The sequence below is a fragment of the Nostoc sp. WHI genome, from assembly GCF_015714725.1.
Classification (GTDB): domain Bacteria; phylum Cyanobacteriota; class Cyanobacteriia; order Cyanobacteriales; family Nostocaceae; genus Nostoc.
Map to the genome: position 1 here is coordinate 19829 of NZ_WBKM01000110.1, position 11538 is coordinate 31366.

Sequence of the window (11538 nt, forward strand, 5' to 3'; positions counted from 1 at the left end):
AAGCAGTTTACATATTTAAAGCCGCATGGATTTTGGAGTATTAAGCAAAAAGTCAGCGATGTGATTGGCTCTAAAACCTTATATATCAAAGCTTTCAACAACCGCGATCGCATTAAACGAAAAGCCTAAATAGTAATTTTGGCAACTTAAACAAAAAGTCTGATTTGCTCCCCTTTACTTTCCTCTTACCGCCGACTGCGAAAACCCTGTCTTCCATTAATTTGGTCAAAGAGGACATCGTATTTATCAAAAAATGCGATTCCAGGATTTACAAATATAGGAAGTTCCGCCTGTGGCGAGATACTCAAATTCCAGCGATTAAATCCGTCACGAGTTCCTGGTGTCAAACTGTAATCAAAAATGCCATTAATTGCTACTTTCACAGCATTTGCAGAGCGTAATACTCCTGGTTTAAGTTTACCTGCTGTAGAAGCTGACTTGAATTCATTCAAGCCATTAATGGTTGCAGTATCAATGATCATTCTGCCATTACAAGAATTTTTAGCAGAACTCCCAGCAATGGTTAAACAAACTTTGCCCAGTCGAGAGTCCCATATTTTACCGGGTACACTATTAATTTCGGGTTGTTGACTCCAAGAAGCCATTTTGAAACCTGCTTGATTATCAGCAGTTAAACCGAGAACTAGGCTGCCATTTTTGTTACTACCACCATTTCCAATCACGATAAATCCGTTACTCAGATTGCCTGGTAATTTTCTCAACGGATTATAGAGAAGTGATTTTTCAAAATAGTTGACACCGACAATACCAGAAAATGGTACACCACTCTTTGCTGAACAATTAGGCTTTTGAGCAGTACATTGGCGACTATTAACAATCTGTACCGGAACGGGTTCTGCGGCAGGAAGCAAACCAAATCGGATGTTAGTATAAACTAATTCTCCCTCCAGGATAGTACCATCACTTAATACCTCCTTGATATTTTGTCCCGTTCTGCGAATAGGAGCATTACCTAAAAACTCTTTGGGAACTCTTAGCCCTGCTGACCCTGTATCTACTAAAACACGTCTTGGCTGACCACCTGCGATCGTTACTTCCAAAAAATAGCCGCGAACACGTTGACCGAGGGAAGGTTTTGGATATAAAGGTAAGGATATGGTGTTAAAAGTTGGCTTGCGGGGTGTATTTTGAGAGATGTCGCGCAACGCTGGATTGGGAAAAAGAGCCGCAAATGCCGACTGGCGTTGCGCTGCTGGTTCAGGCGCGATATTCCAAAGGCTTTCGTAGTAGAAAAAGCCGATACCTAAACCGCGTTGTTGCGCTGCTTCTACCTGGGATTGGATTTGTGGCATGGCAACTGGGCGATTTCGTAATCCTGCCATAATACCGATACCAGTTGGAATGATTTGTTGTGTTTCTAAAATTTCTGGGCGGGTAATTTGAGCGATAAAACTTTCTAAATCATTACGGTACACCTGCATAACCAATTCATCGACAATACCCAACCGTACCCAGTTCAGCCAGTCTTGCAGTTGCAGCTTGTAGGCAAAATCATAGTAATTGGGAGAAACTGAGAAAATGGCATTCGGTTTTCGGGCTTTCACAGTTTGGTGGAGGTCTACCATGAATGCAGTAATTTTATCTGCCCGCCATTTTATCCATGCTTGGGCTTGGGGATTGGGTGGAGGAGGATTCCCAGTTTCTTGAGTATATAAACTAATTGTGTACTTATCGTAACCAAAATCCACAGGTAAACTCATGTGGTCGTCAAATTGAACGCCATCAGCATCGTATTGAGTGATAACTTCCATCACGAGTTCGCTGATAAACTTTTGCACTTCGGGGTGAAAAGGATTCAACCACGCTACTTCACCCGCAGCACTAATTGAAGTTTGAGTTCCATCCTGCTTTTGTGTTAGCCAATCTGGATGCTTTGATGCCAGTTCCGAAGTGAGAGGAACCATGAAACCAAATTCAAACCAGGGTATTGCTAGTAGCCCTTGTTTGCGGGCTTGGGTGATAATGTCTGCAATTACATCTTGTCCATCTATTCCCTTGAAGAAAAAGGGGATGCCCATTTTTTGGGTTATGGCGCTAGGGTATTGTGTATAACCATCATTCCAGACTACGGGATAAACAGTATTAAAGTTTAACTGCCGCAGTTGGCTCATTGCTGCAAGCACCTGTGAACGATTTCTGAAAACGCTAAAATCGTTATTACTTAGCCACACACCCCGAATTTCCTGACGAGGTTGAGGAGGTAGTTGGGCTACGGCAGGGGCAAAGCTGTTGAGTTGCAATACCGCAAAGAATGATATCAAACATAATAATGGCAGCAGACGCTTCCTCAAAAGCCACCAACCTTGATGAATCAGCACAGGCTTAAATAGTAAGTTAGTTAAAGTCGCATTAAATTCTATGCTTTTTTCCCAAAACTGAGTTGTCATTAGGGACTTCCAGAGAATAAAATATACAGTCAATAAAAATGATAATCATTTTAAGGGGGGAGAGAGGGGTTGCCGTCGGCAACCCAACTATAGCTAATTGCTCGAAAATTGCGTCAGTTTCGGGAATTTTTTTTGAGGTTGAATTTTGGCGACCCGTTTGAGGCGATATCCTAAATCATTTAGTTTGACACGAATTGTTTCTGAAGTTGGCAATTCTTCATCACCATAACCAAATTTCTCAATTAATTGATGTCTTACAACAGATGCGCCCAGGCGGGTGTAGAGTCTTTGACTTTTAAAACTTGGGTCTATTTGACTTTGAGAATCGACTAGTTTTTTGATATCTTCTAAAAGATTTGGTAGGTGTTCTTCTGCTTTTTTCCTTCCTCTACCTTGATAATTATCCACACAAGTGATGCCACTATTTAATTCTTTAATTCCCTTACCAATAGTTACGCGATTCCATCCTAACTCTCGCTCTGCTAGAGACTGTCCTCCCTGTCCTAATACCCCAACTGTTTGTGCGATAAATTTACGCTTGGCCGCACCTTTTAATTGCTTGGCAGTTTCCTTCAACAAGTTTTTCAATGAATCTGTTAGTTGTATTGACACCTTAAACATCCCAAAATCGAATCATCATTGAATTTACTACAACTTGGGGTGGGATAGGCTGCCGTTGGCAGCCTATCCCACCCCTTCTAACAATGATTATCATTCTTAGTAACTGGATATTTTATTTTCTGGAAGTCCCTAAGAAAAAGAAAACTCCTGCTGGGTGGCTAAATAAAATTTAGCATTTAGCGTGGGAAGTGTTGATGTGGGGACAAGTAGCGATCGCTAATCAAACACCAGGGCAAGTAGAACAGGATCACTCTGCTATGTTGTTGGTTCAAATTCAGCTTTAGGTGGAGAAATGAAAGCGGTGAATGAGGGTGAAAGTTCTGCCGCACCTGTGCCAAATCCTGAGAAATGGTCGCATGAGGCGATTGTAGCAAGGTCAAATGCGCGACCTGTAAGAAGGGAAAAACTGAATCGAGCGGCGAATTCAGGCGAGAATCCTGGTTTTGACTTTCTCCAACAATGCTGGAATGACGATCCGGCTTTGCAGATTGTGATCAAGAAATTGTTGGCGAAGTTTCCGCAGTGGGGGGTTGCGATTGTGGATGGGGTGCTGGTGAAGTGGGATGAGTAGTGCAATTATCCAAAATGGCAATGTTAAGGGCGCTCGTCTCCATAACCCTGCTATCAAAGACAATTGCCTAATCCATTCCGGCACTATTCAATAGCTTTAAAAGCTGTAGCCCTTATATAGCATAGCTTAGAGCAATAAAGTGTATCATTCCGTTATGACCTATGTATAGAAATTTTTATAATAAGAAAGGTATCACAAAGCACAAAGTTAGTATAAAGCAATAAGCGGCTATATGAAGGTTAGTTAAATGTTTACTTAACTGTCTTAACTGTCCTTGCATCTTGAATGATGCTTGCAAAATAATACAGAAGTCATAATGATTATCCACATCTGTATATCGGGCAGGTCTATTACTAGTATGGGATTCCGTTAGCTTACTGTAGAGTGACAAATTAAATGGCATTGGGACAAATTCGTGTCATCAAGTTAAGCCTTATCCATTTTAGGCTTGCAAAAATTGTGTTGATACAGCTTGTAAGTTCTCTGTGCTGGTTTTTAGCTTAACAGCTAAACGAAGCGAGAGTTTAAGCTTCAAGCCAGCGATTATATCTGCTGTTGCAATAGTATCCTGCCCTGAACTGATGTCTTGTGGCAAATACGTTGTAGTAAGTTGCACACGAATGGAAAAGCCTTACTCATGCTCATGTTCAAAATCCATTAATTTAAAGAGTTAGAATCATGGTTGCTACACTACCTACTATTGAACAATACTACTACCTGATCCCTAAACATAGTGGTAAAGCATTAGCTATGACTGGTGGTATTGTTGATGGAGGCAAAGCCGTACAATGGAATAACGACAAAGTAGATCACTTCAAATGGCTGTTAGAAGATGCAGGTGATGGCTACTTCTACCTTACAGTTAAAAGTAGCGGTAAAGCATTAACTACGATTGGTGGTAACATTGATGGAGCCCAGGTCGTACAATGGACTAACGACAAAGTAGATCATTTCAAATGGCTGTTGGAAGATGCAGGTAATGGCTACTTTTATCTTATCAACAAGGCTAGTGGTAAGGCTTTAGCTGTAGATGGTGGTCTTAAAACTGATGGAACCAATGTCATACAATGGACTAACGAAAAGGTCGATCACTTCAAATGGAAGTTTGAGGTTGCTGCACCGCCTACTGTTGGAAAATACTACTACCTGATCGCTAAACATAGTGATAAAGGTTTAAATGTCGCAGATTCTAGTACTACTGATGGAGCTAATGTCCTTCAGTGGCAAAAAGCAAGCAGTGATAACAACAAATGGCTCTTAGAAGATGCAGGTGATGGCTATTTCTACCTCATCGCCAAACACAGTGGCAAAGCTTTAAATGTCTTTGGTGGTGAGACTACTGATGGAGCTAATGTCATCCAGTGGGCAAAAACCAGTGATAATAACGAAAAATGGCGTTTAGAAGATGCAGGTGATGGCTATTTTTACCTCATCGCCAAACACAGTGGCAAAGCTTTAGCTGTAGATGGTGGTTTTAAAACTGATGGAACCAATGTCATACAATGGACTAACCAAAAAGTGGATCACTTCAAATGGAAATTTGAGGCTGTGCCGCTTGAAACTATTACACCTCCTATACCACCCATCTCAGATAATGGAACAATAAACACTGAAGCTGGAAAAACCTACAAAGTTCAAATCACAGTTAATGTTCCTGCCAATATTGGCTATAACAATAGCTTTGGTGTCTTTGCGATCAATGATGATGGCAGCACTGCTGGAGTCAAACCGGGAGATCCTAATTACGCTGCGACTGTGGTTAAAAATCGTATTCCTTTGCCAAATGCTGATCAAGGTTCATATCAAAAAGGGCAAACCTTTAAATATGATTTACCGGGTGGTCCAAAATATAGTGTGTTCCTGATTGCTAACGGCACTCCTGACCTATTTTTACAGAAAAACCCCAAAAACGAGGGTTCTAAGCCACCTCTAGCTTACTTCTTCAATACTGCTGCTAACCCTGATGGCAAATCTCATGTCAAAGTCATATCGCCAAATGAATACGGTTTCGAGGATATTTATGGTGGCGGAGATCAAGACTTTGATGACCTGATTGTTAAGCTAGAAACTTTGTCAGATGAAAGCAAAACATCTAATCTACCTACTCTTGGAAAATACTATTACCTAATCGCTAAACATAGTGATAAAGCATTAGCTATGACTGGTGGTACTGTTGATGGAGGCAAAGCCGTACAATGGAATAACGACAAAGTAGATCACTTCAAATGGCTCTTAGAAGATGCAGGTAATGGCTACTTTTATCTTACAGTTAAAAGCAGCAGTAAAGCATTAACTACGATTGGTGGTAACATTGATGGAGCCCAGGTCGTACAATGGACTAACGACAAAGTAGATCATTTCAAATGGCTGTTGGAAGATGCAGGTAATGGCTACTTTTACCTCATCAACAAGGCTAGTGGTAAAGCTTTAGCTATAGATGGTGGTCTTAAAACTGATGGAACCAATGTCATACAATGGACTAACCAAAAGGTGGATCACTTCAAATGGAAGTTTGAGGTTGTATAGTCAATCTCTTAACAAAGGGTTGGACAGAATGGCACGCTTGATAAGCGCTAACCCTTAAGATTACTGGTGTCAGTGAACAGATTGTTTGTTGCTTTAACAGATTAATGTTTTCAGATCATAAACCGCTAAACCCGGATTTCTCACAAGCAATAAAAAATGTCTTACATGAGGTCATGTAAGACATTTTTTTGATACACCATCAATTCAAATTTAGGTAGGAAAATTAATTAAGTATAAAACTTGATATTAAAGGCAAAATTAGCACTATATTTTTATTATTACTGAAACCGAAATGCTCGGTTCATAAAATTAAGCATTTCAAAAGTAGACTTGGAGCAAACCAAGCTGAAAGCATCATTAATTAGAGATGAGTAGAAATGCAGCAAAACTAATATTAAGCAGTATTTGGCAGCATTTTTAAGCATCTGTAAGCAGCAGCCCAAATATATTTGGAAGGACTTGAGCTACTAATTGCAATTAAAATTCGCCGTGTGCTTACAGTAATCAGTGCGCCTAATTTCAGTAATTTAGTCCGAATAGTTCCGACTTGGGCGTTTTGTAATTCTGTCTTCGCCAAACATTTTGACCGCAATGCATTCATCAAAACGTAAGCTATAGAAGAAAACCATAAACGTAACTGATTTCCTGCAAATGTGTGGGTACTAGTTCTATCACTAAAAAGTTCCAATTGTTGTTCCTTAAAGCGATTTTCCATCTCCCCTCGCTGACAATATTTTTGTGTGTATAGTAGTCACCCCAATCGGCTTCGTAACAGGTGCGGCGGCAAGTAGCCTTGTTTTGGCGAATGAAAGGAGAAAAGCTTGAGGATTGGGTCTTGCGGAAGCGATCGCTGCTATCCAAGCCCAATTAGACAGTAAAAATAATTTATAAGTTAAACTACTCGTTTCGTAGTAAATTCGATGATGATTGAATTTGTGGGTGTGCATAACCTGACTTTTCCAGTTAAGTCATGAAACAACGAAGCAGCAAGAGTTTCAGACTAGATTTTATTCTCAATAACTTAAGATTAGTGACAATAAATTACGAGAGAATAGGGCTTTGGGCTAGGGGTATAGTAAGCGATCGCTCAATCAAGGAGATAACGGGAAAAGTCAGGTGCATAACTCATTCGTTGTTCTTGAGTGTAGACATTTATCTTGCATATTTATTGAGGGAGAAAGCGGTTGCGGTAGACAACCGCTTTCTCCCCCTTAAAATGATTATCATTTTTGTCGGCTGTATATTTTATTCTCTGGAAGTCCCTAATTGGTTATATTTCATTGCATATAAACGTGAAATTGCTACATCAGGAAAACTGATTCAGTAATTTAGCTGCAAGATATAGCGATCCGATTTTATTTTTGAACTTATCTGTGTAGGCAGGCAAGAGGCAAGAGGCAAGAGGCAAAGGGAAAGAATGCTCTTTGAATTGTACGGAGTTTTTTCAAAAATCAAATATGAGTCCTATAGTTGACGCACTTATAAGGTTAGTGGTGCCACTAAGTTCAGTGTGAGCGGCGGTTTAGTTTATGCGATCGCTTGGGTTTTCCTCCTTCAATTGAGGGTGATGGAATAAAAGCCAGAGGAGAACGAAATGTAAGATTACTTATTGATAACCTTCCTAAAGGCTGACTGTTTTTTATCTTCGCTTTGTCCGTAGACAGAAGAAATCGATGCACAATAACGAGTAATATTTGTTTGCGATTTTTTTATGAGTTTGGTGAGCAGTAATTATGCGTTGGCAAATAGGTCGTCGGAGTACAAATGTTGAAGATCGGCGTGGGATGAATGTTTCCGCTCCTGTGGTGGGTGGAGGTATTGGAGCAGCACTTATATCGCTACTGGTTTTGCTATTGGGTGGTGATCCCAGTGTCCTTTGGCAACAAGATTCTCTACCAAGCGATCGCCCCATAGCTGAGTCACCTCAAACAACAGGAAATCAAACTCAAGATCAGATGGCGAATTTTGTATCTGTTGTACTGGCTGACACAGAAGACACATGGAGTGAGTTGTTTCGACGAGAGGGAAAAACTTATGTAGAACCAAAGTTAGTTCTTTACTCAGATGCGGTGGAGTCTGCTTGTGGATTTGCACGTTCAGCAGTTGGGCCGTTTTATTGTCCGCCTGATCAAAAGGTATATATTGACTTGAGTTTTTACCGCGATTTGAAGACTCGATACCAAGCACCTGGAGATTTTGCTCAAGCATATGTGATTGCTCATGAAATTGGGCATCATGTCCAGAATTTACTTGGGATTTCGGAGCAAGTTCAAGCATTGCAGAAGCAAGTAAATCAGACGCAAGCAAATCAGCTTTCTGTGCAATTAGAATTACAAGCAGACTGTTTTGCAGGCGTTTGGGCAAATAATGCTCAACGCTCACGGCAAATTCTGGAAACAGGCGATATTGAAGAAGCATTGAACGCTGCTAGCAGTATTGGAGATGACCGTTTGCAAAAACAAGCTAAAGGGTATACTGTGCCAGAATCCTTTACACATGGTAGTTCATCCCAAAGGGTTCGTTGGTTTAAACAAGGTATCCAAACGGGTGATCCTCAGCAATGTAATACATTTGCTAGTACAAATAGGTGAAGAGAGAGCGCTAGTTTAGCTTCCAAGACTCAAAGCGATCGCTAATTTCCATACCACATTTAGTCACAATTATTGTCTGCCCTATAATTTGTTCCTTATTTGCTACTTTTCAGGCAGACACACTGGCTGCACTCCTTGGGGAAGTTGCCGACACATCTGCTGAAATCCTTGAGGATTAATTTGCCACCACGCAAATAATCCTAGACTTGTACCCCCTACAAGCAACGCTAGCACTCCCCCCAGCATTACCCAGCGTTTACCCCAATTTGGTTTTTCGATTAGAGTTGGTGGGATTTCTGCGGTCGTAGGTGTTTCCTCTAGAATGTCTAAATCTAGCAGCGCTTGTGAACTTTCTGTAAAAGAAGTTGGTTCTTCTTCTTCTTCTTCTTCTTCTTGTAGTTGTACTTCTATAATCTCTACTGGCGGCGGCGCAGGAGTAACAGGTGCTAAATATTCTGGCGAGACACGGCAATAAGTGAGAACAACCGACGTATTATCACGGCCATTTTTGATGTTTGCCAGATTAATCCAGTTACGGACAGCATCTTCAACTGTAAGTTGACCAGCTAACAAAGGTTTTGCATAATCTTGCCAAGATTGTTCCACCCAGTTATTTTCACTTAAACCATCAGAACACAGTAGCAATATACCATCTTCTTCCACAATGAATCGCTGAACCTGGAGACGCAAAGATTCTGCATCTCTTGTGCCTAATGCTTGAGTCAAAGCAGTAGCATCTGGTCTAAGAAGTGCCTGGCGATACAAACTTCTGGCAAAACGTACTTCCCGTGTTGCGACATCATCATCCACTGTCAGTAATTGACAATAGTTGCAAGTAATCCAATAAGCACGGCTATCGCCAACATTAGCCAAGTAAAGTTCATGAGCATTGTCTGATTGCCACCCAGCAGTCGTCTGAACTCGTTGCGGCACTTGCACAGCCATTACTAAGGTTGTAGCCATGCGTTCTCTGCCTTGGCGTTTTTGCTCATTATTGCGGACACAAATCACGTTATTCACTACCCGCAAGCTTGCTTCTAGTTGTTCTTGCAACAACTCTGGTGGTACAAGTACAGTCTGTTCTGTTACCTCCGCTAATAAAGCCCGAATTTGCAACTTCATAGACTGCACTGCCAACTGACTGGCAACCTCGCCGCCTTCGTGTCCGCCAATGCCATCGCAAACAATGGACAAGTGCGGCAGTAAAGGTTCATCTAAATTACTAAAAGCATTGGGGTAGCAAGCGTCTTCATTTTGCACCATTACTGGGCCGATATCTGTGGAGCCTGCCACTTTCAGATATAACGGCAATTCTGCCGCAGATGCTAGTAGTAAATTATTGAGTTGAATATTAATAGCTTCTAACTCAACCTCAGTTTCACACATCTGTTGGACTATGTTCTGTAACTCTTTGGCTACTGATGTCTTTGCAGACGCTACCCAGAACTGCCAACACTGCCCCAGATTTTGTAAACTCAGCTTCTCGGCTGCTGGTGTCTGGTAGAGTTCCAACAGTCGCACACACCAACCTTGAACTCTCAAGTTGTCTACTACCAGTAAACTGCGGCTAAGTCCCAATTCTGATAAAGGTGTCCAAAGTTGGAGAATTTGCCACAGCCAATAAACTTGTCGTACCGCCGTTGCTTGCTCCCATGCCTCAACAATAGTTGGATAGATATGTCCTGTCTCATCTATCGGCACATTTTCTAATAAAAGGATATCAGTTGCATCTCCCTCAAGGTAAGTAGCAAACCCATAAGCCTGGGGCAAATGCAACCGTTCTTGACATAACTGTAGATAAGGAATTACTTCCTTTGGCAATTCTTCGGGTACATCTGGTGGCAGTCCCGGTTGAGTATCCAGCCAAATCTGTTGACTAATTACTTCATATCTGTCTGCTACCTTTGTACCTAGTGAGATTTGAGCAGACAATGAACCAGTAGCCCAGAGATAGCGGTGAACCAAGGGAGTTTGGCAACTGGCGCAAACACTATCTCCTATCGGATTAATTGGGCTATTACAGCCTGGATTTATACAATAAATTATCAGTTGAGTAGAAATCATAAAGGTATAAATTTAATAAACCAATCAACTCATGAACTTCGATTACATTTAGCTGGCAATGACTTGAAGGCTAGAATAGACTGGATTGGTGTACCGCTAGCTACATCTTGTTACTGAAATTAATCAAAACTATTGGTAGAAATACCAAGTTTTGCTTTCTGTAAATAACTTACGTCTGGCTGTATCTAATCGTAGAAATGCATTTACGTCAATGTAGAGGCTAGGAATGGCAGTATGCCAAGTTTTACCTTAATCTGGCTTCTGGCAGGAGCAGTTCTGTGTCTAACGGAACTGTTTTTACCATCGGCGTTTGTCGCCTTCATGATGGGAATTAGCGCTTTTGTAGTGGCGCTGTTGTCTGGAGTGGGTTTGGGAAGTGTATGGTTACAAATTGTGGTTTGGCTGTTGCTTTCCACCATACTAGTTTTACTTTCCCGTCGATTTTTGCAACCGCGACAACGCAAATCTAAAATTCGGGATGCAGTTATGGCTGAAACCTTAACAGAAATTCTGCCTGGGAAAACAGGGCGGGTGCGGTATGAAGGAAATTCTTGGCAAGCAAGATGTGACGATGACAAATTCACCGTACCGCCCCATCAAAGAGTTTATGTAGTCAGGAGAGAAGGTACAACCTTGATTGTGATACCAGAAAATTTGTTGAATTCTTAGTTAATGGGGAGTGGGGAGTAGGGAGTAGGTAGGGAGTGGGGAGTGAAAAGTTAGGAATAAAGAGTTATTGATCTCCATTCCCCTTATC

At 41.3% G+C, this 11538-nt stretch carries 8 protein-coding genes and 2 pseudogenes; 4 read left to right on the forward strand and 6 right to left on the reverse strand.

Features of this window, described 5'->3' with window-relative positions; genetic code table 11:
* Positions 1-185: 185 nt before the first annotated feature.
* Both F8S12_RS11120 and F8S12_RS11125 read right to left on the reverse strand, forming a co-directional pair.
* Positions 186-2408 carry a glycoside hydrolase family 10 protein gene (locus F8S12_RS11120; RefSeq protein ID WP_196516355.1) on the reverse strand — a complete coding sequence of 741 codons (2223 nt, stop codon included), beginning with the start codon at positions 2406-2408 and terminating at the stop codon, positions 186-188.
* A 91-nt stretch (positions 2409-2499) separates the two neighbouring features.
* Positions 2500-3014, reverse strand: a pseudogene (locus F8S12_RS11125) (ISAzo13-like element transposase-related protein); the annotation flags it as partial.
* 307 nt (positions 3015-3321) lie between these two features.
* Here F8S12_RS11125 and F8S12_RS11130 point away from each other — a divergent pair.
* Positions 3322-3600, forward strand: coding sequence for a hypothetical protein (locus tag F8S12_RS11130; protein ID WP_230967946.1), 279 nt, complete (start codon positions 3322-3324; stop codon positions 3598-3600).
* Between the two features lie 442 nt (positions 3601-4042).
* Here F8S12_RS11130 and F8S12_RS11135 read toward each other — a convergent pair whose 3' ends face one another.
* Positions 4043-4195, reverse strand: a complete 153-nt coding sequence (locus F8S12_RS11135) for a hypothetical protein (RefSeq protein ID WP_196516356.1) — start codon at positions 4193-4195, stop codon at positions 4043-4045.
* 83 nt (positions 4196-4278) lie between these two features.
* Between F8S12_RS11135 and F8S12_RS11140 the strand changes: the two genes are divergently transcribed.
* Positions 4279-6126 (forward strand): RICIN domain-containing protein, encoded by a 1848-nt coding sequence (locus tag F8S12_RS11140; protein ID WP_196516357.1) that lies wholly within the window; start codon positions 4279-4281, stop codon positions 6124-6126.
* 394 nt (positions 6127-6520) lie between these two features.
* Here F8S12_RS11140 and F8S12_RS11145 read toward each other — a convergent pair.
* Positions 6521-6874 (reverse strand): annotated as a pseudogene (locus tag F8S12_RS11145) (transposase); the annotation flags it as partial.
* Positions 6825-7073 carry a hypothetical protein gene (locus F8S12_RS11150; RefSeq protein ID WP_196516358.1) on the reverse strand — a complete coding sequence of 83 codons (249 nt, stop codon included), beginning with the start codon at positions 7071-7073 and terminating at the stop codon, positions 6825-6827. The pseudogene F8S12_RS11145 and the gene F8S12_RS11150, both read right to left, overlap by 50 nt.
* Before the next feature lie 786 nt (positions 7074-7859).
* Between F8S12_RS11150 and ypfJ the strand changes: the two genes are divergently transcribed.
* Complete coding sequence (gene ypfJ / locus F8S12_RS11155) at positions 7860-8717, forward strand: KPN_02809 family neutral zinc metallopeptidase (protein ID WP_196516359.1); 858 nt, start codon at positions 7860-7862, stop codon at positions 8715-8717.
* Between the two features lie 102 nt (positions 8718-8819).
* On the opposite strand, the gene F8S12_RS11160 is transcribed toward ypfJ, so the two are convergent.
* Positions 8820-10781 (reverse strand): protein phosphatase 2C domain-containing protein, encoded by a 1962-nt coding sequence (locus F8S12_RS11160; RefSeq protein ID WP_196516360.1) that lies wholly within the window; start codon positions 10779-10781, stop codon positions 8820-8822.
* Between the two features lie 234 nt (positions 10782-11015).
* Between F8S12_RS11160 and F8S12_RS11165 the strand changes: the two genes are divergently transcribed.
* Positions 11016-11450, forward strand: a complete 435-nt coding sequence (locus F8S12_RS11165) for an NfeD family protein (protein WP_196516361.1) — start codon at positions 11016-11018, stop codon at positions 11448-11450.
* Positions 11451-11538: the final 88 nt, after the last annotated feature.

Bases quoted from the DNA above. Each gene is read 5' to 3' on its own strand.
- F8S12_RS11140 (WP_196516357.1), top strand. From the start codon at position 4,279: ATGGTTGCTACACTACCTACTATTGAACAATACTACTACCTGATCCCT.
- F8S12_RS11165 (WP_196516361.1), top strand. From the start codon at position 11,016: ATGCCAAGTTTTACCTTAATCTGGCTTCTGGCAGGAGCAGTTCTGTGT.
- F8S12_RS11160 (WP_196516360.1), bottom strand. From the start codon at position 10,781: ATGATTTCTACTCAACTGATAATTTATTGTATAAATCCAGGCTGTAAT.
- F8S12_RS11130 (WP_230967946.1), top strand. From the start codon at position 3,322: ATGAAAGCGGTGAATGAGGGTGAAAGTTCTGCCGCACCTGTGCCAAAT.
- ypfJ (WP_196516359.1), top strand. From the start codon at position 7,860: ATGCGTTGGCAAATAGGTCGTCGGAGTACAAATGTTGAAGATCGGCGT.
- F8S12_RS11150 (WP_196516358.1), bottom strand. From the start codon at position 7,073: ATGCACACCCACAAATTCAATCATCATCGAATTTACTACGAAACGAGT.
- F8S12_RS11120 (WP_196516355.1), bottom strand. From the start codon at position 2,408: ATGACAACTCAGTTTTGGGAAAAAAGCATAGAATTTAATGCGACTTTA.